Origin of the sequence: Hydrogenophaga sp. (genome assembly GCF_050182545.1) — a bacterium.
GTDB lineage: Bacteria > Pseudomonadota > Gammaproteobacteria > Burkholderiales > Burkholderiaceae_C > Hydrogenophaga.
The window spans coordinates 21,072-44,771 of the sequence record NZ_JBFXCD010000001.1; the positions used below are offsets into that span (position 1 = coordinate 21,072).

Below are 23,700 nucleotides of genomic sequence, written 5' to 3' on the forward strand. Positions count from 1 at the left end.
TTGTTGTTGCAATGCAATATGCTCGCAGTCCCGTTTTTGCATTCAAGCCCACGAACCGAGAAGGAAGCGCCATGAACACGGCAGCCGAGCAGCAGCACCTCCAGCAACACGGTCTGTACGACCCAGCCCATGAACACGATGCGTGCGGGGTTGGCTTTGTGGCGCACATCAAGGGCGAGAAGAGCCATGCCATCGTGCAACAGGGCCTGAAGATCCTGGAGAACCTGGATCACCGGGGGGCGGTGGGGGCCGACAAGCTGATGGGGGATGGCGCGGGACTGTTGATTCAGTTGCCCGATGCGCTGTATCGCGAAGAAATGGCCGCGCAGGGTGTGACGCTGCCGCCGGCGGGCGAATATGGCGTGGGCATGATCTTCATGCCCAAGGAGCATGCGAGCCGCCTGGCCTGTGAGCAGGAAATGGAGCGCGCCATTGCGGCCGAAGGGCAGGTGCTGCTGGGCTGGCGAGACGTGCCGGTGAACCGCGACATGCCCATGTCGCCCACGGTGCGCGAGAAGGAGCCGATCATCCGCCAGGTGTTCATCGGCCGCGGCAACGATGTGATCGTGCAGGATGCGCTGGAGCGCAAGCTGTACGTGATCCGCAAGACCGCCAGTGCCGCGATCCAGCGCCTGAAGCTGACCCACAGCAAAGAATATTACGTGGTCAGCATGAGCAGCCGCACCGTGGTCTACAAGGGTCTGCTGCTGGCCGATCAGGTTGGTACTTACTTCCGTGACCTGGAAGACGAGCGCTGCGTTTCGGCCCTGGGCCTGGTGCATCAGCGCTTTTCAACCAACACCTTCCCGGAATGGCCCCTGGCGCACCCGTACCGCTATGTCGCGCACAACGGCGAGATCAATACGGTCAAGGGCAACTACAACTGGATGAAGGCACGCGAGGGCGTGATGTCCTCGCCGGTACTGGGTGCCGATCTGCAGAAGCTGTATCCGATCAGCTTCGCCAGCCAGTCCGACACGGCCACCTTCGACAACTGCCTGGAGCTGCTGACCATGGCGGGCTACCCGCTGGCGCAGGCGGTGATGATGATGATCCCCGAACCCTGGGAGCAGCACACCACCATGGACGTGCGCCGCAGGGCGTTCTACGAGTACCACGCGGCCATGATGGAGCCGTGGGACGGCCCGGCCTCGATCGTGTTCACCGACGGCCGCCAGATTGGCGCGACGCTCGACCGCAACGGTCTGCGCCCCTCGCGCTACTGCATCACCGACGACGATTTCGTGATCATGGGTTCCGAGTCGGGCGTGTTGCCAGTGCCCGAGAACAAGATCGTGCGCAAATGGCGCCTGCAGCCCGGCAAGATGTTCCTGATCGACCTGGAGCAGGGTCGCATGATCGACGACGAGGAGCTCAAGGCCAACCTCGCCAACAGCAAGCCCTACAAGCAGTGGATCGACAACCTGCGCATCCGCCTGGACGATGTGGACACGCCCGAGGCGGGCGAATCGGCTCAGGAACAACGCATCAGCGCCACCGAGCCGCAGACCGCCGGCATGGAGCGGGTCGCCCCCGAACTGCTGGACCGACAGCAGGTCTTTGGCTACACCCAGGAAGACATCAAGTTCCTGATGAGCCCGATGGCCGCCAACGGTGAGGAGGGCATTGGCTCGATGGGCAACGACAGCCCGCTGGCCGTGCTCTCGGACAAGAACAAGCCGCTGTACAACTACTTCAAGCAGCTTTTCGCGCAGGTGACCAACCCGCCGATCGACCCGATCCGCGAGGCGATCGTGATGTCGCTGGTGTCCTTCATCGGTCCCAAGCCCAACCTGCTCGACATCAACCAGGTCAACCCGCCGATGCGGCTGGAGGTGAGCCAGCCGGTGCTGGACTTCGCCGACATGGCCAAGCTGCGCGACATCGAATCCGCCACGCAGGGCAAGTTCCGCAGCCACACGCTGGACATCACCTACCCGGCCCAGTGGGGCCGCGCGGGTGTGGAAGCCCAGCTGGCCTCGCTGTGCGCGGCGGCGGTGGACGCGATCAAGGGTGGCAAGAACATCCTGATCATCAGCGACCGAGCGGTGAGCGCCACGCGCATCGCCATTCCCGCGCTGCTGGCGCTCTCGGCGATCCACCAGCACCTGGTGCGCGAAGGGCTGCGCACCACCGCCGGCCTGGTGGTGGAGACCGGCACCGCCCGCGAAGTGCACCACTTCGCGGTGCTGGCCGGCTATGGCGCGGAGGCCGTTCACCCCTACCTTGCCATGGAAACACTGGCCGCGATTCATAAGGGTCTGCCTGGTGACCTGAGCGCCGACAAGGCGATCTACCAGTATGTGAAGGCGATTGGCAAGGGCCTGTCCAAGATCATGTCCAAGATGGGCGTATCGACCTACATGTCGTACTGCGGGGCGCAGCTGTTCGAGGCCATCGGCCTCAACAGCGAGACAGTCGACAAGTACTTCACCGGCACCGCCAGCCGTGTGGGCGGCATCGGTGTGTTCGAGATCGCCGAAGAAGCCATCCGCATGCACAAGGCCGCTTTCGGCGACGATCCGGTGCTGGCGACCATGCTCGACGCCGGTGGCGAATACGCCTGGCGCACGCGCGGCGAGGAGCACATGTGGACGCCCGACGCCATCGCCAAGCTGCAGCACAGCGCGCGCGCCAACAACTGGAACACCTACAAGGAGTACGCGCAGATCATCAACGACCAGAGCCGCCGCCACATGACGCTGCGCGGCCTGTTCGAGTTCAGGATCGACCCGAGCACCGCGATCCCGATCGACGAGGTGGAGCCTGCGTCCGAGATCGTCAAGCGTTTCGCCACCGGCGCCATGTCGCTGGGCTCGATCTCCACCGAGGCCCATGCCACCCTGGCCGTGGCCATGAACCGCATCGGCGGCAAGAGCAACACCGGCGAGGGCGGCGAGGACGCGATGCGCTACCGCAACGAGCTCAAGGGCATTCCGATCAAGCAGGGCCAGACCATGTCCGACCTGCTGGGCAAGGACACGTTCGAGGTGGACTACGAGCTCCAGGAAGGAGACTCGATGCGCTCGCGCATCAAGCAGGTCGCCTCCGGGCGTTTTGGCGTCACCGCCGAGTACCTCAACAGCGCGGACCAGATCCAGATCAAGATGGCGCAGGGCGCCAAGCCGGGCGAAGGCGGGCAACTACCAGGCGGCAAGGTCAGCGACTACATCGGCAAGCTGCGCCACAGCGTGCCTGGCGTGGGCCTCATCAGCCCGCCGCCGCACCACGACATCTACTCCATCGAAGATCTGGCGCAGCTGATCCACGATCTGAAGAACGTGGCACCACACGCCAGCATCAGCGTCAAGCTGGTGTCCGAGATTGGCGTGGGCACCATTGCCGCGGGCGTGGCCAAGTGCAAGGCCGATCATGTGGTGATCGCCGGCCACGACGGCGGCACCGGCGCGTCGCCCTGGTCGTCGATCAAGCACGCCGGCAGCCCCTGGGAAATCGGCCTGGCCGAAACGCAGCAGACGCTGGTGCTCAACCGCCTGCGCAGCCGCATCCGCGTGCAGGCCGACGGCCAGATGAAAACCGGACGTGACGTGGTCATCGGCGCGCTGCTCGGCGCCGACGAGTTCGGCTTCGCCACCGCGCCGCTGGTGGTCGAGGGCTGCATCATGATGCGCAAGTGCCACCTCAACACCTGCCCGGTGGGGGTGGCCACGCAGGACCCGGTGTTGCGCAAGAAGTTCAGCGGCAAGCCCGAGCACGTGGTGAACTACTTCTTCTTCATCGCCGAGGAAGCGCGCCAGATCATGGCGCAACTGGGCATCCGCAAGTTCGACGACCTGATCGGCCGCGCTGATCTGCTCGACATGAAACAGGGCATCGAGCACTGGAAGGCGCGCGGGCTGGATTTCAGCCGACTGCTGGCCTTGCCCCCGGTGCCCGCCGACGTGCCGCGCCTGCACACGGAGAACCAGGAGCATGGCCTGCACAAGGCGCTGGACATGGTGCTGATCGAGAAGTCGCGCCCGGCCATCGACAAAGGCGAACGCGTGCAGTTCATCGAAGTGGCGCGCAACGTCAATCGCTCGGTGGGCGCCATGCTGTCGGGTGCGGTGACCAAGGTGCACCCCGAAGGATTGCCCGACGACAGCATCCGCATCCAGCTCGAAGGCACGGGCGGTCAGTCATTCGGTGCGTTCCTGACCAAGGGCATCACGCTGTACCTGATCGGCGACGCCAATGACTACACCGGCAAGGGTTTGTCGGGTGGCCGCGTGATCGTGCGCCCCAGCATCGACTTCCGCGGCGACGCCGCGCGCAACATCATTGTTGGCAACACCGTGATGTATGGCGCGACCACCGGCGAGGCCTATTTCAGCGGTGTCGCGGGCGAGCGTTTTGCCGTGCGCCTGTCGGGCGCCACTGCGGTGGTCGAAGGCACAGGAGACCACGGCTGCGAGTACATGACCGGCGGCACCGTGGCCGTGCTGGGCAAGACCGGACGCAACTTCGCCGCCGGCATGAGCGGTGGCATTGCTTACGTGTACGACGAAGACGGCGAGTTCGCCAGGCGCTGCAACACCGCCATGGTCAGCCTCGAGAAGGTGTTGCCCGCGGCCGAACAGGAGGCCACGATGGACCGCGCCATCTGGCATCGTGGGCAGACCGACGAGGCGCAGCTCAAGAAGCTGCTGGAGGAGCACAACCGCTGGACAGGCAGCAAGCGCGCGCGCGAGTTACTTGACTCATGGGCTCAGTCGCGCGGCAAGTTCGTGAAGGTGTTCCCCAACGAATACAAGCGCGCACTCGGCGAGATTCACGCCCGCAAAGCCGCGGCCGTTGTCACGACCAAGGCGCAGGGCTCTGCCAAGAAAGCCACAGCGCCAGCCAAGTAAGGCCGCCGCACGCACGTACGCAAGAGAAGGAACCGCATCATGGGAAAAGTCACTGGCTTCATGGAATACGAGCGTCTGGAAGAAGGCTACAGGCCCGTTCCCGAGCGTGTGAAGCACTACAAGGAATTCGTTGTCGGCCTCAGTGAGTCCGAGTCCAAGGTACAGGCGGCACGCTGCATGGACTGCGGTACGCCGTTCTGCAACAGCGGCTGCCCGGTCAACAACATCATTCCTGACTTCAACGACCTCGTGTACCAGGGCGACTGGCAGAACGCCATCACCGTGCTGCACAGCACCAACAATTTCCCCGAGTTCACGGGCCGCATCTGCCCCGCCCCGTGCGAGGCGGCGTGCACGCTCAACGTGAACGACGACGCCGTGGGCATCAAGTCGATCGAGCACGCGATCATTGACCGTGCCTGGGCCGAGGGCTGGGTGCAGGCGCAGCCGCCGCGCCACAAGACCGGAAAGAAGGTGGCGGTGGTGGGCTCCGGGCCGGCCGGCATGGCCGCAGCCCAGCAGCTCGCGCGCGTGGGCCACGACGTGACCCTGTTCGAGAAGAACGACCGCGTGGGCGGCCTGCTGCGCTACGGCATCCCCGACTTCAAGATGGAGAAGAGCCACATTGATCGCCGCGTGGCGCAGATGGAGGCCGAAGGCGTGGTGTTTCGCACCGGCGTGATGGTGGGCGAATTGCCCAAGGGCAGCAAGGTCACCAACTGGGCCAAGGAAACCGTCACACCCGAGCAACTGCAGAAAGACTTTGATGCGGTGCTGCTGACCGGTGGCGCGGAGCAAAGCCGTGACTTGCCGGTGCCAGGTCGCGACCTGGACGGCATCCATTTCGCCATGGAGTTCCTGCCGCAGCAGAACAAGGTGAATGCGGGCGACAAGCTCAAGGGCCAGTTGCGCGCCGACGGCAAGCACGTGATCGTGATCGGGGGCGGCGACACCGGCAGCGACTGTGTGGGCACCAGCAACCGCCACGGCGCGCTCAGCGTGACCCAGTTCGAGGTGATGCCCCAGCCGCCGGAGCAGGAGAACAAGCCGCTCGTGTGGCCGTACTGGCCGCTCAAGCTGCGCACCAGCTCCAGCCATGAGGAGGGCTGTGTGCGCGAATTCGCCATTTCCACCAAGGCCTTCATCGGCGAGAAGGGCAAGGTCACCGGTCTGCAGACCGTGCATGTCGAGATGAAGGACGGCAAGCTGGTCGAAATCCCGGGCACCGAGAAGACGTATCAGGCCGATCTCGTGCTGCTCGCGATGGGTTTCGTCAACCCGGTGGCCACCATCCTGGACGGTTTCGGGGTCGAGAAGGACGCGCGCGGCAACGCCAGGGCCAGCACCGATTTCACCGGCGGCTACGCCACCAATGTGCCCAAGGTGTTCGCCGCTGGCGACATGCGCCGTGGCCAGAGTCTGGTGGTGTGGGCGATCCGCGAAGGCCGTCAGGCGGCCCGCTCGGTCGACGAATTTCTGATGGGTTTCTCCGACCTGCCGCGCTGATATGGCCTGAAACTCCACGGACATTTGTCGAAACACAACGGTGCACGGGGCTTGCCCCGAATCCCGTATCATCCAAAAACCGGGCTTCGAATGGCCCGGTTTTTGTTTGATGCCCACCGATTCCATCTCCCCCCTGGTCGAACTGCGCAACCTGACCTTCGGGTACGGCGAGCGCGCCATCCTCGACAACGTTTCGCTGACCGTGCCGCGTGGCAAGGTCACGGCGCTCATGGGTGCGTCCGGCGGCGGCAAGACGACGGTGCTGCGCCTGATCGGTGGGCAGATCCGGGGCCAGTCCGGCCAGACCCTGTTCGATGGCCAGGATGTGACCACGATGGACTCGAAGGCCCTGTACGGAGCGCGCCGGCGCATGGGCATGCTGTTCCAGTTCGGTGCCCTGTTCACCGACATGAGCGTGTTCGACAATGTCGCTTTTCCGCTGCGCGAGCACACGCAGTTGTCCGATGCGCTGGTGCGCGACATCGTTTTGATGAAGCTCAACGCCGTGGGCTTGCGTGGCGCTCGTGGCCTCATGCCCAGTGAGCTATCGGGTGGCATGGCGCGGCGCGTCGCGCTGGCCCGCGCAATCGCGCTCGACCCCGAACTGGTGATGTACGACGAGCCTTTTGCCGGTCTCGACCCGATCTCGCTCGGCACGTCTGCGCGCCTGATCCGCCAGCTCAACGACGCCATGGGCCTCACGAGCATCGTCGTCTCGCACGACCTGGACGAGACCTTTCACATCGCCGATCAGGTGATCGTGCTGGCCAACGGCCGCATCGCGGCCCAGGGCACACCCGACGAGGTGCGCCACAGCCAGGAACCGCTGGTGCACCAGTTCGTCAATGCGCTGCCCGATGGCCCGGTGCGCTTCCACCATCCCGGGCCGGAACTCGCCGACGACTTCGGCGCCACCCGTTCTGGAGGCCGCCGATGAACCGCCTGCACCCTGCGCGTGTGGGCCGCGCGGTGCGCGTGCGACTGGCGGGTATCGGTCAGGGAACGCGCCTGTTCTTCCGCCTTGTGTGGCTGTTCGGCGCCGCGTTGCGCCGTCCGGCCCTGGTGCGCGATCAGATTCACTTCCTGGGCAACCACTCGCTGGCCATCATCGGCGTCTCGGGTCTCTTCGTCGGCTTCGTGCTGAGCCTGCAGGGCTACTACACCTTGCAGCGCTATGGCGCTACCGAGGCGCTGGGCTTGCTGGTGGCGTTGTCGCTCATGCGCGAACTCGGCCCGGTGGTCACCGCGCTGCTGTTTGCCGGTCGTGCCGGCACCTCGCTGACCGCCGAAATCGGTCTCATGAAGGCGGGCGAGCAGCTCAGCGCCATGGAGATGATGGCGGTCGATCCAGTGCGCCGTGTGCTGGCCCCCCGCTTCTGGGCAGGCGTGATCGTGATGCCCCTGCTGGCGGCGGTGTTCAGCGCGATTGGCATCATGGGTGGATGGGTTGTGGGCGTGCTGCTCATAGGTCTTGATGGCGGCGCGTTCTGGAGCCAGATGCAAGGCGGGGTGGACGTCTGGGCAGACGTCGGCAACGGCATCGTCAAGAGCGTGGTGTTCGGTTTTGCGGTGACCTTCGTGGCCCTGCTTCAGGGTTTCGAGGCCCATCCCACGCCCGAAGGGGTTTCTCGGGCCACCACCCGCACCGTGGTGGTGGCTTCGCTGAGCGTGCTGGCGCTGGACTTCGTCCTCACCGCCATGATGTTCAGCATCTGAATGGAGTGCTGAAGGTATGGACATGCAAAATTCCAGGAACGACGTCTGGGTCGGTCTGTTCGTGATGATCGGCGCGGCGGCCATCCTGTTTCTCGCGCTGCAGTCGGCCAACCTGCTGAGCCTGAATTTCGAGAAGACCTACCACGTGGTCGGTCGCTTCGACAACGTCGGTGGCATCAAACCCAAGGCAGCGGTGCGCAGCGCGGGTGTGGTGGTCGGGCGCGTGGATTCCATCACGTTCGACGACAAGACCTTCCAGGCCAACATCCGCCTGGAATTGCAGTCGCGCTACGCGTTTCCCAAGGACAGCTCGCTCAAGATCCTCACCAGTGGATTGCTCGGTGAGCAGTACATCGGAATCGAGCCCGGCGGTGACGAGCGCAACTTTGCAGATGGCGACGTGATCACGCAGACCCAGTCGGCGGTCATTCTTGAAAACCTGATCAGCCAGTTTCTGTTCAGCAGGGCGGCCGAGGGGGGAAGCAACGCCGCTGAGGAACCCGTGAGCAAGTAGACACGGCTTGTGGGGGCATTGCAACAAGGCACCCCGAAGGCAGCGGGGAGCCGCAGACAATGCCCGAGATCGCGCAGAAAAAACACACGGGTGCACAACCCAGGGGAACCTCACACATGACTCACCTCCACAAGCCTCCCGCGGCCACGGCGAAAGCCGTTGCGCTGGCGCCGTTGCTGGCGCTGCTGTCGGCATGTGCCACCGGGCCGGACGCCAATCCGCGCGACCCGCTCGAACCGCTCAACCGAGGCGTCTACCAGTTCAACGACGCGATCGACACAGCGGTGCTCAAGCCCGCAGCCACCGCCTACCAGAAGGTCACGCCCAGCCCCGTGCGAACCGGCGTCGGCAACTTCTTCGGCAACCTGGGCGATCTCTGGTCGTCGGTCAACGCCGGGCTGCAGCTGCGTCCTCGTGAGGCGACGGAGAACCTCATGCGCTTCAGTGTGAACACGGTGCTCGGCCTGGGCGGGGTGCTGGACCTTGCGTCCGAAATGGGCATTCCGCGCACGCGACTGGATTTTGGACAGACCCTCGGGTTCTGGGGTGCGCCGTCAGGGGCATATCTGGTGCTGCCGGTGTTCGGACCGTCCTCGGTGCGCGACGGTACGGGCCTCGTGGTCGATACCTATGGCGATCCTGTGGGTGGCATGGATCATGTGCCTTCACGCAATTCACTCACCGCGTTGCGGGTGGTCGACACCCGGGCCAGCCTGCTCAGGGCCAGTTCCCTGCTGGAAGATGCCGCGCTCGACAAATACAGCTTCACGCGCGACCTTTACCTGAATCGGCGGCAGAGCCAGATCGACGACATGATTGATCGCGGCATCGGCCTGGGCGAAGGCTGGGAGGGCGATGGCACGGATACGAATCGCAACGATTGAGTGGGAACCCCTTCACAATCCCGTCCGTCCGATGAACTACGCTGCGGTGTCCGCAGCAAGGCCCCCGGCCTCGAAAGGAACCACATGATGAAACGCCGCTCATGGCTCGCCACCCTGATGATGGCCGTGGCCAGCGCCCTGTCAGTCCCTGCCATGGCGCAGGACGAAGCGCCTGATGCGCTGGTCAAGCGTGTCTCGGCCGAGGTGCTGGCCGCCATCAAGGCCGACCCTGCCATTCAGTCAGGCGACGTGACTCGCATCATTGCGCTGGTGGACAGCAAGATCATGCCCAACGTGAACTTCACGCGAATGACGGCATCGGCGGTGGGGCGCTACTGGCGCCAGGCCACACCCGAGCAGCAGAAGCAGTTGCAAGACGAGTTCAAGACCCTGCTGGTGCGCACATATTCCGGTGCACTCGGCGAAGTGAAGGACCAGACCCTGAGCTTTCGCCCGATGCGCTCCCGGCCCGAGGACACCGAGGTGGTCGTGCGTTCCGAGGTGCGCGGCCGGGGCGAGCCGATCCAGCTGGATTACCGGATGGAAAAAACGCCCTCCGGCTGGAAGATTTACGACCTGAACGTGCTGGGTGTGTGGCTGGTGGAAACCTATCGCACGCAGTTCGCGCAGGAAATCGGCAGCAAGGGAATCGACGGCCTGATCGCCTCGCTGGTCCAGCGCAACAAGAGCAGCACGGCCAAGGCCAGCTGATCGCCGGAGCATGGCCGAGTCCGCCAACACCTTCGAGCTGCCAGAGCGCCTGACCTTGGCCGAGGCGGAGCCCACCCTGGCGCGCCTCGCAGACGCACTGGCAAGACATGCCGGCCCGGTCGTGACCATCAGTACGGAAGCGCTGCAGGTCTTCGACTCCTCGGCGCTGGCGGTGTTGCTGGAGCTGCGCCGTCGGCTGGTTGCGCAGGGCAGGGCGCTCAAGGTCAATGGCTGGCCCCCGCGTCTGAAGGAGCTTGCCGCGCTCTACGGAATTCAAGAGTTGCTGGCAGCCTGACGACGGCGAGGCCTTGACCCTTGGGCAGCGTGGCCGGATGGGGCGCGCATAAAATATCGGGTTCACCGGCGGCAGCCAGATGTCCTGCCCCGCAGGCCGGTGGATCCTGGGCTCCACCCGCGCATGCCAGCCGTCTCATTCCAGAACATTACCAAGACCTATTCGACCTTGCGCGGCGACTTGCATGCGCTGCAGTCGGTGTCGTTCGATATCGAACAGGGCGAGTTCTTCGGCCTGCTCGGGCCCAACGGCGCGGGCAAGACCACCCTCATCAGCGTGCTCGCTGGCCTGGCGCGTCCTACGGCCGGACGTGTGCTCGTGCATGGCAGCGACGTGCAGGCCGACTTCGCCGCCGCGCGCCGCCAGCTCGGCGTCGTGCCGCAGGAACTGGTGTTCGATCCCTTCTTCAATGTGCGCGAAGCCCTGCGCATCCAGTCGGGCTACTTCGGTATGGCGCGCAACGAAGCCTGGATCGACGAACTGCTTGAAGGTTTGGGCCTGACCGACAAGGCCAACGCCAACATGCGTCAGCTCTCGGGCGGCATGAAGCGCCGGGTGCTGATTGCGCAGGCGCTGGTGCACAAGCCTCCGGTGATCGTGCTCGACGAACCCACGGCCGGTGTGGACGTGGAGCTGCGCCAGACCCTGTGGCAGTTCATTTCCGACCTCAACAAGCGCTTGGGCAGCACCGTGCTGCTGACCACGCATTACCTGGAGGAAGCCGAAGCCCTGTGCGGGCGCATCGCCATGCTCAAGCAGGGGCGGGTCGTGGCGCTCGAATCCACGTCCGCGCTGCTGTCGCGCGCCGCTTCCAACGTGCTGCGCTTCAAGACCGATGCCGCGCTGCCAGTCGACCTGGCGGTGCAGGCCCGCATCACCGGGCGCGTGGTGCAGTTGCCCGCGAACGATGCGCTGGCGGTCGAGCGCATCCTCGCGCGGCTGCGCGAGGTCGGGGTGTCACCCGAAGACATCGAGATCCGCAAGGCCGATCTCGAGGACGTGTTTCTCGACCTCACAGGCACAGGGCCGCGGCCGGCCACGGCGGTCGCTGCGGCGGAGGTGTCGGCATGACCGGCTGGCAGACCCTGTTCTACAAGGAAGTGCTGCGCTTCTGGAAGGTTGGCTTCCAGACCGTTGGCGCACCGGTGATCACCGCAATTCTGTACCTGATGATCTTCGGCCACGTGCTGGAAGGCCGTGTGCAGGTTTACGACTCGGTGGGGTACACCGCCTTCCTGTTGCCTGGCCTGGTGATGATGAGCGTGCTGCAGAACGCGTTTGCCAACAGCTCGTCCTCGCTGATCCAGAGCAAGATCATGGGCAATCTGGTGTTCCTTCTGCTCACCCCGCTGTCGCACCGCGCCTGGTTTGTGGCCTATGTTGGTTCGTCGGTGGTGCGAGGTCTTGCCGTCGGTCTGGGCGTGATGGTGGTCACCTGGTGGTTCGCGCAGCCTTCGCTGGTCGCTCCGCTGTGGATTCTCGTGTTCGGCTTCATGGGCGCGGCCCTGTTGGGCGCTCTCGGCCTGATCGCCGGGCTGTGGGCGGAGAAGTTCGACCAGATGGCCGCGTTCCAGAACTTCATCATCGTGCCCATGACCTTCCTGTCGGGCGTGTTCTACTCCATCCATTCCCTGCCCGATTTCTGGCAGCGCGTGAGCCACCTCAACCCCTTCTTCTACATGATCGACGGCTTTCGATACGGCTTCTTTGGCGTGAGCGATGTCTCGCCGTGGATCAGCCTGGGCCTGGTGGGTGGCGCGCTGGCCATCGTGAGCATGATCGCGCTGCATCTGCTCAAGACCGGCTACAAGATCAGACACTGACATGACCGCTGAAGAACTGCAAAACCTGATTGCCGCCGGCCTGCCGTGCGAACACATCGAAGTCACGGGCGACGGACGCCACTGGGCGGCGGTGATCGTCTCACCGGCTTTCGATGGCCTGCGCGCGATCAAGCGCCACCAGGCGGTATACGGAACGCTGGGAGCTCGCATCCAGACCGACGAGGTGCACGCCCTGTCAATGAAGACCTACACCCCCGCTGAGTGGGCGGCTCAACCCCGGAGCTGACGCGCCCATGGACAAACTGAGAATCCACGGTGGCCGCACCCTGCGAGGCGAGGTGACCATCTCCGGCGCCAAGAACGCCGCGCTGCCCGAACTGTGCGCGGCCTTGCTCACCGCCGAGGCGGTGACCCTGAACAACGTGCCGCGCCTGCGCGACGTGGCCACCATGCGCCAGTTGCTCGACAACATGGGCGTGCAGACGCAGACCCATGGCGAGCGCGGCGGCATCACGCTGCAGGCGGGTGGACCGATCCAGGCAGAGGCGCCGTACGAACTGGTGAAGACCATGCGCGCGTCGGTTCTGGTGCTTGGGCCCCTGCTCGCGCGCTTTGGCCACGCCCGTGTTTCCCTGCCAGGGGGCTGCGCCATCGGTTCGCGACCTGTCGACCAGCACATCAAGGGCCTCCAGGCCATGGGCGCCGAGATCGTGGTGGAGCACGGTTACATGGTGGCCGGTCTGCCGGCGGGCAAGACGCGTCTGCATGGCGCGCGCATTGCCACCGACATGGTGACCGTGACAGGTACGGAAAACTTCATGATGGCCGCGGCCCTCGCCGAGGGTGAAACGGTGCTGGAGAATGCGGCCCAGGAGCCGGAGATCAGCGACCTGGCCGAGATGCTGATCGCCATGGGCGCGAAGATCGAGGGCCATGGCGGCAGCCGCATCCACATCCAGGGCGTGGAGCGACTGCGCGGCTGCACCCACCAGGTGGTGGCGGACCGCATCGAGACGGGTACCTTCCTCTGTGCCGTGGCCGCCACCGGTGGCGACGTGGTATTGCGCCACGGCCGTGCCGACCACCTGGACGCGGTGATCGACAAGCTGCATGACGCGGGTGCCGAGATCGAGGCCGGCAAGGACGCTCAGGGCGACTTCATCCGCGTGCGCGCCTCCGGACGCCTCAAGGCCCAGAGCTTTCGCACCACGGAGTACCCGGGTTTTCCCACCGACATGCAGGCCCAGTTCATGGCGCTCAACTGCATTGCCGAGGGTCCCAGCAAGGTCACCGAAACCATATTTGAAAACCGCTTCATGCATGTCAACGAACTGGTTCGCCTGGGTGCGCGCATCCAGACCGATGGCAAGGTCGCGGTGATCGAAGGCATTCCGCGGCTCTCGGGTGCCACCGTCATGGCAACGGATCTGCGCGCCTCTGCCAGCCTCGTCATTGCTGGCCTGGTGGCTGACGGCGAGACCATCGTCGACCGCATCTACCACCTGGACCGGGGCTACGACCAGATGGAGGCCAAGCTGCGCGGCATTGGTGCGGACATCGAGAGGGTGAAATGATCACGCTCGCCCTCTCCAAAGGACGCATCTTCGACGAAACCCTGCCGCTGCTCAAGGCGGCGGGGATTGAGGTGCTGGAAGACCCGGAGAAGTCGCGCAAGCTGATCCTGCCGACCAGCAACCCGGACGTGCGTGTGGTGCTGGTGCGCGCCAGCGACGTGCCCACCTATGTGGAGCATGGGGGCGCCGACCTGGGCGTGACCGGCAAGGACACGCTGATCGAGCACGGCGGGCAGGGCTTGTACCAGCCGCTGGACCTGAACATCTCGCGTTGCCGCGTCAGCGTGGCGGTGCGCGCAGACTACGACTACGCCACGGCCGTGCGCCAGGGCTCGCGCCTGAAGGTGGCGACCAAGTACACCGCCATCGCGCGCGAGTTCTTCGCCGGCAAGGGCGTGCACGTCGACCTGATCAAGCTGTACGGCAGCATGGAGCTGGCACCGCTGACCGGCCTGGCCGATGCCATCGTCGACCTGGTCTCGACAGGCAACACGCTCAAGGCCAATCACCTGGTCGAGGTGGAACGCATCATGGAGATCAGCGCGCGCCTGGTGGTCAACCAGGCCTCGCTCAAACTCAAGCAGGCAGCCATCCGCCCCATCATCGACGCGTTCGCGCAAGCCATTGTCAAGAGCCCCGTGACCCCATGAGCCTGACCGCCCGACCCGCTCGCCTGTCCACCTCAACCTCAGACTTCGAGGCCCGGTTCGCGGTGCGGCTGCACTGGTCCGCGGAGACCGACGGCGCGATCGAACAGCGCGTGGCCGACATCCTCGCCGACGTGCGTGAGCGTGGTGACGCTGCAGTGCTGGAGTACACCGCGCGCTTTGATGGCTTGACCGCCGGCCGTGTGGCCGACCTGGAGCTGACCCAGGCCGACTTCAAGACCGCGTTCGACGGTCTGCCCGCCGCCCAGCGCGAGGCCTTGCAGGCCGCCGCCCGGCGCGTGCGCAGCTACCACGAGGCGCAGAAGAAAGCCGGAGGCGAGAGCTGGAGCTACCGCGACGAGGACGGCACCTTGCTGGGTCAGAAGGTCACGCCGCTGGACCGCGTGGGCATCTACGTGCCCGGCGGAAAGGCGGCTTATCCATCGAGCCTGATCATGAACGCCGTACCTGCTCACGTGGCCGGCGTGCCCGAGATCATCATGGTCGTGCCCACCCCGGTGCGCGGCAGTGTCGCGACGGGTGGCGTGGAAGGCGACAGCGGTGCCGCCACGGCGGCGCGCGGAGAGCGCAACGAACTGGTGCTGGCCGCAGCTTATGTGGCGGGCGTGACGCGTGCCTTCACGATCGGCGGCGCGCAGGCCGTGGCCGCGCTGGCCTATGGCACCACCACCGTGCCCAAGGTCGACAAGATCACCGGCCCCGGCAATGCCTACGTGGCCAGCGCGAAGAAGCGCGTATTCGGTACCGTGGGCATCGACATGATCGCCGGCCCGAGCGAGATCCTGGTCCTGGCCGATGGCAGCACGCCGGCGGACTGGGTGGCGATGGATCTGTTCAGCCAGGCCGAGCACGACGAGCTCGCGCAAAGCATCCTGCTGTGCCCCGATGCGGCTTACATCGATGCGGTGCAGGAGGCCATTGACCGACTGCTGCCCGCCATGCCGCGCGCCGCCATCATCGCCAAAAGCCTGAACGACCGTGGTGCGTTGATCCACACCCGCAGCATGGAAGAGGCTTGTGCCATCAGCAACCGCATTGCGCCCGAGCACCTGGAGGTCTCCAGCCGCGAACCGCACCGCTGGGAACCGCTGCTCAGGCACGCCGGTGCCATTTTTCTGGGCGCGTATACCAGCGAAAGCCTGGGCGACTACTGTGCCGGTCCCAACCACGTGCTGCCCACGAGCGGCACCGCGCGTTTCTCGTCGCCGCTGGGTGTGTACGACTTCCAGAAACGCAGCAGCCTGATCGAGGTCAGCCAGGCCGGTGCCCAGGGGCTGGGGGCCATTGCAGCCGAGCTGGCCTACGGCGAGGGCCTGCAGGCCCATGCGCGGGCGGCCGAATTGCGTCTGGATGAAGTGCCACCGATGCGGGGTGCAGCATGAGCCCTAACCCTCTGGGCGTGATTCGCCAGGACGTCCAATCCATGCACGCCTACGCCATCCAGGATTCGGCCGGGTTGATCAAGCTCGACGCGATGGAAAATCCCTTTGCGTTGCCGTCGGCACTGCAGGCTGAACTCGGTACTCGCTTGGGGGCTGTGGCGATCCACCGCTACCCCGGCGCCCGCATCGATGACCTGAAGCAGGCGTTGGCTCGCTACGTGGACCTGCCCGCGGGCTGCGACCTGATGCTGGGCAATGGCTCGGACGAACTCATCTCCCTGCTGGCCATGGGCTGTGACCTGCCGGGGGCCACCATCCTGGCACCCTTGCCGGGCTTTGTGATGTACGCCATGAGCGCGCAGTTGCAGGGCTTGAAGTTCGTGGGTGTGCCGCTCACGGCCGACTTCGAGCTCGACGAACCCGCCATGCTGGCCGCGATGCGCGAGCACAGGCCTGCCATCACCTACATTGCCTACCCCAACAACCCCACCGCCAACCTCTGGAGCGCGGACACCATCCGCCGGCTGATCGCCGAGGCCGCCGGTTTCGGTGGCCTGGTGGTGATGGACGAGGCTTACCAGCCGTTTTCCAGCTGCAGTTGGCTCGACGAGATTCGCGCACACCCCGCGGCCAACGCCCACGTGCTGCTCATGCGCACGCTTTCCAAATTCGGGCTCGCCGGGGTGCGCATCGGCTACATGCTGGGCGCGCGGACGCTGGTGCACGAGATCGACAAGCTGCGACCGCCGTACAACGTGAGCGTCCTCAACGCCGAGTGCGCGCTGTTCGCGCTGGAGCATGCCGACGTGTTCGCGCAGCAGGCGGCGCAGATCCGTGAGCAGCGCGCCGTGCTCATCGATGCGCTGGCCTGCCTGCCGGGCGTCACGCCCTTCCCGAGCGACGCCAACATGGTGCTGGTGCGGGTGCCCGACGCTCAGCGGTGCTTTGACGGACTCAAAGCCCAGGGCATTCTGGTGAAGAATGTTTCTAAAATGCACCCACTGCTGGCCCAATGCCTGCGCCTGACGGTGGGCACGCCGTCGGAAAATGCCCAGCTGATCCGCGCGCTCCACACTGCCCTATGACCCACACCCCTTCCGCCCCCACCGTGTCCGACCGCGTGGCCCATGTGCAGCGCAACACCACGGAGACGCAGATCGGTGTGCGCGTCAATCTTGACGGCACGGGCGTGGCCAATCTGTCCACCGGCATTGGCTTCTTCGACCACATGCTGGACCAGATCGCCCGCCACGGGCTGATTGACCTGGAGATCCAGGCCAAGGGCGACCTGCATATCGATGGACACCACACGGTGGAAGACGTGGGCATCACACTCGGGCAGGCGTTCGCGCAGGCCGTCGGCGACAAGAAGGGCATCCGCCGCTACGGCCATGCCTACGTGCCGCTGGACGAGGCGCTCTCGCGCGTGGTGATCGATTTTTCGGGGCGCCCGGGCCTGCACATGCGCGTGCCGTTCAAGAGCGGCATGGTCGGCGGTTTCGACACCCAGCTCGCGTTCGAGTTCTTTCAGGGTTTCGTCAACCACGCTGGCGTGACCCTGCACATCGACAATCTGCACGGCGAAAACGCCCATCATCAGGCCGAGACCGTGTTCAAGGCCTTCGCCCGTGCCCTGCGCATGGCCCTGGAGCGCGACCCGCGCATGGGCGACGTGATTCCCTCGACCAAAGGCTCGCTCTGAGTTCTCCTGTCCGATGAAACGCAAGACAGTCGCCGTGGTGGACTACGGCAGCGGGAACCTGCGCTCCGTGTCGCAGGCCGTGCGGCACGTGGCGCATGCCGAAAGCGTGGAGGTGCTGGTCACGTCCGACGCACAGGCCGTGCGCGATGCCGACCGCGTGGTCCTTCCTGGCCAGGGCCATATGGGCGACTGCATGCGCGAGCTCGCTGCCTCCGGGCTGCAGGAGGCCGTGCTGCACGCCGCCGCGCACAAGCCGCTGTTCGGCGTCTGCGTGGGCATGCAGATGCTGCTGGACCGAAGCGAGGAGGGCCCCACCCAAGGGCTGGGTCTGATTCCTGGCGAGGTGGTGCGCTTCCAGCTCGAGGGCCGACGACAGGCCGATGGCAGCCGCTTCAAGGTGCCCCAGATGGGCTGGAACCAGGTGTTCCATGAACTCGGGCGTGGTGCGACTCACCCCCTGTGGGCCGGTATCGGGGATGGAGCCTATTTCTATTTTGTGCACAGCTTCTATGCTCGGCCGGCGCTGGCCATGAGCAGCGTGGGCGAGGCAGACTATGGCGGTCGCTTTGCCGCAGCCATCGCCCGCGATAATATTTTTGCCACCCAGTTCCATCCGGAAAAGAGCGCCGACCAGGGGCTGGCGCTCTATCGCAACTTTCTCTCCTGGAATCCCTGAGTCCACCCGCCTTGCATTCACACCATCATGTTGCTGATTCCTGCCATTGATCTGAAAGACGGCCAGTGCGTTCGCCTCAAACAGGGCGACATGGACCAATCCACGGTGTTTGGCGAGGACCCGGCGGCCATGGCCCGCAGTTGGGTCAGCAAGGGCGCGCGACGGGTGCATCTGGTGGACTTGAACGGGGCCTTCGCCGGCAAGCCGAAGAACGAGCAGGCCATCCGCGCCATCCTGAAGGAAGTCGGGGCCGAGGTCGACGTGCAGCTGGGTGGCGGCATCCGCGATCTCGACACCATCGAACGCTATCTCGACGCGGGCCTGCGCTACGTGATCATCGGCACGGCGGCGGTGAAGAATCCGGGCTTCCTGCAGGATGCCTGCACCGCGTTCGGGGGGCACATCATCGTTGGTCTCGATGCCAGGGACGGCAAGGTCGCCACCGACGGCTGGAGCAAGCTGACCGGTCACGAAGTCGTCGACCTGGGCAAGAAGTTCGAGGACTACGGCGTCGAAGGCATCATCTACACCGACATCGGTCGCGACGGCATGCTCTCGGGCATCAACATCGAGGCAACGGTCAAGCTGGCGCAAGCGCTCTCGATTCCGGTCATCGCCTCGGGCGGCCTGTCCAACCTCGAAGACATTCGAGCGCTGTGCGCCGTGGAGGACGAGGGCGTCGAAGGCGTGATTTGCGGCCGTTCGATCTACAGCGGCGATCTGGATTTCGAAACGGCGCAGAACCTGGCGGATGAACTCAATGGATGAGCATGCTGGCTAAGCGGATCATTCCCTGCCTGGACGTCACCGGCGGCCGAGTCGTCAAGGGCGTCAACTTCGTCGAATTGCGTGACGCGGGCGACCCCGTGGAGATCGCCGCCCGCTACAACGATCAGGGTGCCGACGAGCTCACCTTCCTGGACATCACCGCCACATCCGACGGGCGTGACCTGATCCTGCACATCATCGAGGCCGTGGCCTCGCAGGTCTTCATCCCGCTGACCGTGGGCGGTGGCGTGCGCACGGTGGAAGACGTGCGCCGCCTGCTCAACGCCGGGGCCGACAAGACCAGTTTCAATTCGGCTGCCATCGCCAACCCGCAGGTGATCCGGGACGCCTCCGACAAATACGGTGCGCAGTGCATCGTGGTTGCGATCGACGCCAAGCGCCGTCAAGGTGATGATCTGGCGCAGCGCGGTGAGGGCTGGGACGTGTACAGCCATGGGGGGCGTAAGAACACGGGCCTCGATGCGGTTGCGTGGGCTCGCCAGATGGCAGACTTCGGCGCGGGCGAGATCCTGCTCACCAGCATGGACCGCGATGGCACCAAGTCCGGATTCGATCTCGCCCTCACGCGCGCGGTGGCCGACGCGGTCAGCGTGCCCGTGATCGCCTCGGGTGGTGTGGGCAATCTGGATCACCTCGCCGACGGCGTGCAGCAGGGTGGTGCCGACGCCGTGCTGGCCGCCAGCATCTTCCATTACGGCGAATTCACCGTGGCACAGGCCAAGGCGCGCATGGCCGAACGCGGAATCCCTGTTCGCCTTTGACGTGCCGGCGTTTCACAGCCGGTCGCCTCCTTGGGGCGGGAACTGCCGCTCAAGGCGATCTTCCAGCTCACCCACGGCCGCGGCCAGACCATTGCCCGTCTGCTCGACGGCCTGGGTGAGCGCAACCTGGACCTGCTCCAGCTTCTGGTGCAATTGCTCCGACAGGGTCCGTTCACGGGTGGCCGCGGCCTGCAGTTCGCCCTCAAGATAGTGCCGCAGCTCGGTGAAGCGAGAGGCCTCGGCCTTGTCGGCGAGCTGGCGCTGCTCGTTCACCTCGCGCGTGACGCGGCGCATCTCCACGAGGTGCATGGTCTGGTAGTACACCAGCGCGGCGAGAAACACCACCAGCACCAGCGCCAGCATGCCCAGAAGCACAAGTCCCATAGGCGCCAGCACTTCTGTGAAACCAAAATTGAGCGCGGTGGGTTGCAGGATCTGTTCGAAGTTCAGGGCGACGAAACCCGCGATGAACAGGATGAAGAGAACCAGGAGCAAGGTACGGACTTTCATGGGATTCCTTCATTGCGCCGTCAGGAGACGACGCGGGTCATGGTACCGCCTGGGTGCCCATGGTAGATTCCCGCCATGAATTGGCTTGATGAAGTGAAGTGGGACGCGCAAGGCTTGGTGCCGGTGATCGCGCAGGAGAACGCCACGGGCGATGTGCTGATGTTCGCCTGGATGAACCGCGAGGCCCTCCAGAAAACCGCGGAACTCGGGCGCGCCGTGTACTACAGCCGTTCGCGCGACAGGCTGTGGTTCAAGGGTGAGGAATCGGGCCATGTGCAGACCGTGCACGACATCCGGATGGACTGCGACAACGACGTGGTGCTGCTCAAGGTGACGCAACTCGGGCATGAGCCTGGGATCGCCTGCCATACCGGCCGCCACAGTTGCTTTTTCCAGCGCTTCGAGGGTGGTGGCTGGCGCGCGGTCGAGCCGGTGCTCAAGGACCCCGAATCCATTTACAAGTGACCCATCAGAGCATGTCCTCCACCGACGACCTGGCGCGACTGGCCGCCGTGATCGAAAGCCGCAAGCCGGCCAATGGCGGCGACCCCGAGAAGAGCTACGTGGCGAGGCTGTTGCACAAGGGCCCCGATAGCTTCCTGAAAAAAATTGGTGAAGAGGCCACCGAGACTGTCATGGCGGCCAAGGACGCCGACCACGGTGGCGACCGGCAGAAGTTTGTGAACGAAACCGCCGACCTGTGGTTCCACTGCATGATCGCGCTGGCCCACTACAACCTGGGGCCGGCCGATGTGGTGGCAGAGCTGGTGCGCCGCGAAGGCCTCAGCGGCCTGGAGGAAAAGGCGATGCGCAAGGTGCGCCAGCGCGAAAACGACACGGATGCGGATTGAAGGAGTGTGCTCATGAGCGACATCATTGACGTCAAAGCTGTGGACAGCGAAATGGCCCAGTCCCTCAAGACCGTGGGCTGGATCAGCTACATCCTGCACCTGGTGGTGGCGGTGGCGGCCGTGCTGCCCGGCGCCCAGGCCAGTCCAGTGGTGCTGCTCGTGGCGCTGATCATCGACCTGGTAAAGAAGGGTGACGCCGAGGGCACGTGGCAGGCGAGCCATTTTTCATGGCGCATCCGCACCGTGATCTGGGCGGCCTTGCTCTACCTGGTGACGCTGCCGCTGTGGTTGCTGTTCTTCATCCCGGGCTGGATCGCCTGGTGCCTGATTTCCATCTGGTTCCTTTACCGCATCGTCAAGGGCATGGTGCGAATGAACGCCAGCCAACCCATGCCTGATCGGGCAACGTAGACTCCCATGAGCGCACACGATCCCAACTGCATCTTCTGCAAGATCATCGCCGGCCAGATTCCGTCCAGAAAGGTGTACGAGGACGAGGACATCTACGCCTTTCACGACATTCATCCCTGGGCGCCAGTGCACTTTCTCATGGTACCCAAGGAGCACATACCGTCCATGGCGCAGCTGGGCGCCGAGCACGAGCGGCTCATGGGCCGCATCATGACGCTCGCGCCCCGTCTGGCGCTCGAGCAGGGCTGCAATCCGTACCCCGAGGGCGGATTTCGCATCGTGTGCAACAACGGTGTCGAGGGGGGGCAGGAGGTTCACCACCTGCACGTGCACGTGATGGGCGGCCCCCGCCCCTGGTTGCGCGGCTGATCGCCTTGCGAGAGGCCCTGGCATCAGGGCAACTCGAGCGGGCTGAACTCCCACCCGGGCTTAGAATCCCATTCATAGCGAATGTCGCTTCATTTCCCTATCTGGAGAAACTCATGGGTTCGTTCTCAATCTGGCACTGGCTGATCGTGCTGCTGATCGTGGTGATGGTGTTCGGGACCAAGAAGCTCAAGAACATCGGGTCCGATCTGGGTGGCGCCGTCAAGGGTTTCAAGGATGGCATCAAGGAAGGCGGGCAAAACCCGACCGACAATGCCAGCGCGCCGGCTGGGCAGGTGGCGCAGGACACCCGCGCCGACAAAAACACCATCGACGTCGAGGCCAAGCAGAAGAGCTGATCTCCTCGTTGCACGGGAGCATGCCTGCGCGCCCCCTTGCGCACACCTCCCGGTTGACCGCTTCTCCGACCTTGCCCGCAAAACGGCCGATACATGATTGATCTGGGCATTTCCAAGCTCGCCCTCATCGGGGCGGTGGCGTTGATCGTCATCGGGCCCGAAAAATTGCCTCGCGTGGCCCGCACTGTTGGCGCCTTGCTGGGCAAGGCGCAGCGCTATGTGTCCGACGTCAAGGCCGAGGTCAGCCGTTCGATGGAGCTGGAAGAACTCAAGAAAATGAAGGATACGGTGACAGAGGCGGCGCGCGATGTCGAGAACTCGGTGCAGAGTGGCACCAGTGACTTCGAGAAATCTTGGTCGGATGCCACCGCCGGCCTGGACGGAACGACCTCGTCGTACGACGCCAATGCTCCCCTGGGCTCGCTCGAAGCCCCGCCGATCTACAAACACCCCAAAAAGAACTGGCGCATCAAGCAGAAGGCCATGCCCCAGTGGTTCAAGGCCCGTACTGGCGTGCGCACACGCACGCAATCAGGTGCGGCCCGCGTGGCCCGTTTCCGGCCCCGCTCAACTTCTGCTCCCCGTTGATGTCCGACCCCAAAGATTCCACCGACGAGCTCGCCGGTACCGAGCAGCCGTTCGTCCAGCACTTGATGGAGCTGCGCGACCGGCTGCTGTACGGCATCATCGGTCTGGCGATCTGCATGGCCTTGCTGGCCGTGTGGCCAGGCCCCAGCGGGCTGATCGACCTGATCGCGGTGCCGATACGGGCGCACATGCCGCCCGACGCCAAGCTGATTGCCGTGGGAGTGTTTTCACCCTTTTTCGTGCCGATCAAGGTGCTGGCGATGGCTGCCTTGCTGCTGTCATTGCCCTGGTGGATGTACCAGGTCTGGGCCTTCGTGGCGCCTGGGCTCTACAGCCACGAGCGGCGCTTTGCGGTTCCGCTGATCGTCATGGGCAGCCTGCTGGCCTATGTGGGCATTGCTTTCGTGCAGTTCTTCGTGCTCGACAAGATGTTTGGCTTCATTCAGCAGTTCACGCCCGCCAGCGTGGCGGCCACGCCTGATATCGCCTCCTACGTCGAAGCGATCCTCTCCCTGTATCTGGCATTCGGTCTGGCCTTTCAGGTGCCCATTGTCGTGGTCCTGCTGGTCAGGATGAACATGGTATCGGTTCAGAAGCTCAAGGATTTCCGCGGCTACTTTATCGTGGTTGCGTTCGTTATCGCCGCAGTGGTCACGCCGCCCGACGTGATATCGCAGTTGGCGCTCGCGGTGCCGATGTGCCTGTTGTATGAACTGGGTATCTGGGGCGCGCGATGGTTTGTCAAGTCGTCGGCCAGGACCGACGAAGAGGCAAAAGAGGAAGAAACCGCGTCCTGATCGATG

General features: G+C 64.7%; 27 protein-coding genes. 26 read left to right on the top strand and 1 reads right to left on the bottom strand.

The genetic code is table 11. The annotated features are described in order from the left end of the window. Window positions 1-71: 71 nt before the first annotated feature. The 19 genes from AB7P10_RS00100 (at window position 72) to hisF (ending at window position 19,812) form a co-directional block, all read left to right on the top strand. Entirely contained in the window at window positions 72-4,850 is a 4,779-nt protein-coding gene (locus AB7P10_RS00100; RefSeq protein WP_428291805.1) for a glutamate synthase-related protein, read from the top strand. A 39-nt stretch (window positions 4,851-4,889) separates the two neighbouring features. After that, window positions 4,890-6,356, top strand: a complete 1,467-nt coding sequence (locus AB7P10_RS00105; RefSeq protein WP_428291806.1) for a glutamate synthase subunit beta — start codon at window positions 4,890-4,892, stop codon at window positions 6,354-6,356. Window positions 6,357-6,465: 109 nt separating this feature from the next. Continuing rightward, window positions 6,466-7,293 (top strand): ABC transporter ATP-binding protein, encoded by an 828-nt coding sequence (locus AB7P10_RS00110; protein ID WP_428291807.1) that lies wholly within the window; start codon window positions 6,466-6,468, stop codon window positions 7,291-7,293. Next, the gene (gene mlaE / locus AB7P10_RS00115) at window positions 7,290-8,072 is read left to right on the top strand and encodes a lipid asymmetry maintenance ABC transporter permease subunit MlaE (RefSeq protein WP_428291808.1); all 783 of its coding nucleotides are present in this window, start codon (window positions 7,290-7,292) and stop codon (window positions 8,070-8,072) included. The genes AB7P10_RS00110 and mlaE overlap by 4 nt, the downstream gene beginning before the upstream one ends. A gap of 22 nt (window positions 8,073-8,094) precedes the next feature. Next, on the top strand, window positions 8,095-8,586 hold the full coding sequence (mlaD, locus tag AB7P10_RS00120) for an outer membrane lipid asymmetry maintenance protein MlaD (RefSeq protein ID WP_428291809.1): 492 nt from the start codon (window positions 8,095-8,097) through the stop codon (window positions 8,584-8,586). Between the two features lie 116 nt (window positions 8,587-8,702). Next, on the top strand, window positions 8,703-9,470 hold the full coding sequence (locus AB7P10_RS00125) for an MlaA family lipoprotein (protein ID WP_428291810.1): 768 nt from the start codon (window positions 8,703-8,705) through the stop codon (window positions 9,468-9,470). Between the two features lie 87 nt (window positions 9,471-9,557). Then, entirely contained in the window at window positions 9,558-10,181 is a 624-nt protein-coding gene (locus AB7P10_RS00130) for an MlaC/ttg2D family ABC transporter substrate-binding protein (protein ID WP_428291811.1), read from the top strand. Between the two features lie 10 nt (window positions 10,182-10,191). Beyond that, window positions 10,192-10,476 (top strand): STAS domain-containing protein, encoded by a 285-nt coding sequence (locus AB7P10_RS00135; RefSeq protein WP_428291812.1) that lies wholly within the window; start codon window positions 10,192-10,194, stop codon window positions 10,474-10,476. Window positions 10,477-10,599: 123 nt separating this feature from the next. Next, entirely contained in the window at window positions 10,600-11,547 is a 948-nt protein-coding gene (locus AB7P10_RS00140) for an ABC transporter ATP-binding protein (RefSeq protein ID WP_428291813.1), read from the top strand. Further along, on the top strand, window positions 11,544-12,299 hold the full coding sequence (locus AB7P10_RS00145) for an ABC transporter permease (RefSeq protein WP_428291814.1): 756 nt from the start codon (window positions 11,544-11,546) through the stop codon (window positions 12,297-12,299). Before AB7P10_RS00140 ends, AB7P10_RS00145 begins: the two co-directional genes overlap by 4 nt. 1 nt (window position 12,300) lies before the next feature. Continuing rightward, window positions 12,301-12,546 (top strand): BolA family protein, encoded by a 246-nt coding sequence (locus tag AB7P10_RS00150; protein WP_428291815.1) that lies wholly within the window; start codon window positions 12,301-12,303, stop codon window positions 12,544-12,546. A gap of 7 nt (window positions 12,547-12,553) precedes the next feature. After that, a complete protein-coding gene (gene murA, locus AB7P10_RS00155; protein WP_428291816.1) occupies window positions 12,554-13,834 on the top strand; it encodes a UDP-N-acetylglucosamine 1-carboxyvinyltransferase in 1,281 nt (426 codons plus the stop codon). Next, window positions 13,831-14,484, top strand: coding sequence for an ATP phosphoribosyltransferase (hisG, locus tag AB7P10_RS00160; RefSeq protein WP_428291817.1), 654 nt, complete (start codon window positions 13,831-13,833; stop codon window positions 14,482-14,484). The genes murA and hisG overlap by 4 nt, the downstream gene beginning before the upstream one ends. Beyond that, a complete protein-coding gene (gene hisD / locus AB7P10_RS00165) occupies window positions 14,481-15,884 on the top strand; it encodes a histidinol dehydrogenase (protein WP_428291818.1) in 1,404 nt (467 codons plus the stop codon). The genes hisG and hisD overlap by 4 nt, the downstream gene beginning before the upstream one ends. After that, complete coding sequence (hisC, locus tag AB7P10_RS00170; RefSeq protein WP_428291819.1) at window positions 15,881-16,969, top strand: histidinol-phosphate transaminase; 1,089 nt, start codon at window positions 15,881-15,883, stop codon at window positions 16,967-16,969. Before hisD ends, hisC begins: the two co-directional genes overlap by 4 nt. After that, window positions 16,966-17,586, top strand: a complete 621-nt coding sequence (gene hisB / locus AB7P10_RS00175) for an imidazoleglycerol-phosphate dehydratase HisB (protein ID WP_428291820.1) — start codon at window positions 16,966-16,968, stop codon at window positions 17,584-17,586. Before hisC ends, hisB begins: the two co-directional genes overlap by 4 nt. Before the next feature lie 13 nt (window positions 17,587-17,599). Continuing rightward, on the top strand, window positions 17,600-18,262 hold the full coding sequence (gene hisH / locus AB7P10_RS00180) for an imidazole glycerol phosphate synthase subunit HisH (RefSeq protein ID WP_428291821.1): 663 nt from the start codon (window positions 17,600-17,602) through the stop codon (window positions 18,260-18,262). 27 nt (window positions 18,263-18,289) lie between these two features. Beyond that, on the top strand, window positions 18,290-19,030 hold the full coding sequence (gene hisA, locus AB7P10_RS00185) for a 1-(5-phosphoribosyl)-5-[(5-phosphoribosylamino)methylideneamino]imidazole-4-carboxamide isomerase (RefSeq protein WP_428291822.1): 741 nt from the start codon (window positions 18,290-18,292) through the stop codon (window positions 19,028-19,030). 2 nt (window positions 19,031-19,032) lie between these two features. Then, window positions 19,033-19,812 carry an imidazole glycerol phosphate synthase subunit HisF gene (gene hisF, locus AB7P10_RS00190; RefSeq protein WP_428292170.1) on the top strand — a complete coding sequence of 260 codons (780 nt, stop codon included), beginning with the start codon at window positions 19,033-19,035 and terminating at the stop codon, window positions 19,810-19,812. A 12-nt stretch (window positions 19,813-19,824) separates the two neighbouring features. Here the strand turns inward: hisF and AB7P10_RS00195 are convergent, their stop codons facing one another. Further along, on the bottom strand, window positions 19,825-20,322 hold the full coding sequence (locus AB7P10_RS00195) for a hypothetical protein (RefSeq protein WP_428291823.1): 498 nt from the start codon (window positions 20,320-20,322) through the stop codon (window positions 19,825-19,827). A 66-nt stretch (window positions 20,323-20,388) separates the two neighbouring features. On the opposite strand from AB7P10_RS00195, the gene hisI reads away from it, so the two are divergent. The 7 genes from hisI to tatC all read left to right on the top strand — a co-directional run bounded on the left by hisI (window position 20,389) and on the right by tatC (window position 23,694). Beyond that, window positions 20,389-20,787 carry a phosphoribosyl-AMP cyclohydrolase gene (gene hisI / locus AB7P10_RS00200; RefSeq protein ID WP_428292171.1) on the top strand — a complete coding sequence of 133 codons (399 nt, stop codon included), beginning with the start codon at window positions 20,389-20,391 and terminating at the stop codon, window positions 20,785-20,787. 11 nt (window positions 20,788-20,798) lie between these two features. Beyond that, window positions 20,799-21,173 (top strand): phosphoribosyl-ATP diphosphatase, encoded by a 375-nt coding sequence (locus AB7P10_RS00205; protein ID WP_428291824.1) that lies wholly within the window; start codon window positions 20,799-20,801, stop codon window positions 21,171-21,173. A 12-nt stretch (window positions 21,174-21,185) separates the two neighbouring features. After that, entirely contained in the window at window positions 21,186-21,584 is a 399-nt protein-coding gene (locus AB7P10_RS00210) for a DUF4870 family protein (RefSeq protein ID WP_428291825.1), read from the top strand. A 6-nt stretch (window positions 21,585-21,590) separates the two neighbouring features. Continuing rightward, window positions 21,591-21,953 (top strand): histidine triad nucleotide-binding protein, encoded by a 363-nt coding sequence (locus tag AB7P10_RS00215; RefSeq protein WP_428291826.1) that lies wholly within the window; start codon window positions 21,591-21,593, stop codon window positions 21,951-21,953. A gap of 113 nt (window positions 21,954-22,066) precedes the next feature. Further along, complete coding sequence (tatA, locus tag AB7P10_RS00220) at window positions 22,067-22,309, top strand: Sec-independent protein translocase subunit TatA (RefSeq protein ID WP_428291827.1); 243 nt, start codon at window positions 22,067-22,069, stop codon at window positions 22,307-22,309. Window positions 22,310-22,402: 93 nt separating this feature from the next. Beyond that, window positions 22,403-22,897 carry a Sec-independent protein translocase protein TatB gene (gene tatB, locus AB7P10_RS00225; protein WP_428291828.1) on the top strand — a complete coding sequence of 165 codons (495 nt, stop codon included), beginning with the start codon at window positions 22,403-22,405 and terminating at the stop codon, window positions 22,895-22,897. Next, window positions 22,897-23,694: a twin-arginine translocase subunit TatC gene (gene tatC / locus AB7P10_RS00230; RefSeq protein ID WP_428291829.1), complete on the top strand. Its 798-nt coding sequence runs from the start codon at window positions 22,897-22,899 to the stop codon at window positions 23,692-23,694. Before tatB ends, tatC begins: the two co-directional genes overlap by 1 nt. Window positions 23,695-23,700: the final 6 nt, after the last annotated feature.